Origin of the sequence: Falsiroseomonas oryziterrae (genome assembly GCF_021864505.1) — a bacterium.
Taxonomy (GTDB): Bacteria; Pseudomonadota; Alphaproteobacteria; order Acetobacterales; family Acetobacteraceae; genus Falsiroseomonas; species Falsiroseomonas oryziterrae.
In genome coordinates this window covers 1-691 of the sequence record NZ_JAKJIB010000681.1, presented here as the reverse complement: position 1 = coordinate 691, position 691 = coordinate 1, and the positions used below count along the sequence as shown (strand labels likewise).

Annotated in this window: 1 pseudogene; it reads left to right on the top strand. The window is 77.4% G+C overall.

The window, feature by feature from the left end:
- Positions 1 to 18 precede the first annotated feature (18 nt).
- Positions 19 to 691, top strand: a pseudogene (locus L2I40_RS24075) (thiol reductant ABC exporter subunit CydC); the annotation flags it as partial.

Here is a 691-nt window from a genome sequence, read left to right as displayed (position 1 = left end):
CCACGGAGCCAGCCCGTCGTGACCCGCGACCTGCTCCGCGTGCTCGGGATGTGGCGGTCGCGGGCCGGTTGGCTCGCGGCGGGCATCGCGGTCGCGACCATCGCCTCGCTCGCCGGTGTTGCGCTGCTGGCCTTCGCCGGGCGCGGCGTGGCGGAGGGCGTGGCGGAAGCGGCGGTCTTCGCCGGCGGCGGCGCGGCGGCCCTGTTCTGGATGCGCGGCTTCGCGGTGCTGCGGCCGGTAGCGCGCTACCTCGACCGGTTGGTGAGCCATGCGGCGGCCTTCCGCGCGCTGGCCGATACCCGCGTCTGGTTCTTCCGCCGGTTGGCCGAGCGCCTGCCGGCCGGCGTCGGCTTCCGGCGCACCGGCGACCTGCTCGGCCGGCTGGTCTCCGACATCGACGCGCTGGACAGGGTCTATCTGGGCGCGCTGGTGCCGGCGGTGGCGGCGGGCACGGTGGTGCTCGGCATCGCGCTGGTGCTCGGCGCGATCTCGCCGGGCCTCGCGCTGCTTGTCGCGACGCCGCTCGCGCTCGCGCTGCTGCTGCCGCCGCTGCTGGCGCCGGGGGCCGCGGAAGCGGGGCGGCAGGTTGCGGCCTCGCAGGGCAGCTTGCGCGCGGCGGTGGTGGATCCGCTGACCGGGATCGAGGACACGCTCTCGGCCGGCGCCGAGCCGATCGCGGCGCGCCGGGTGC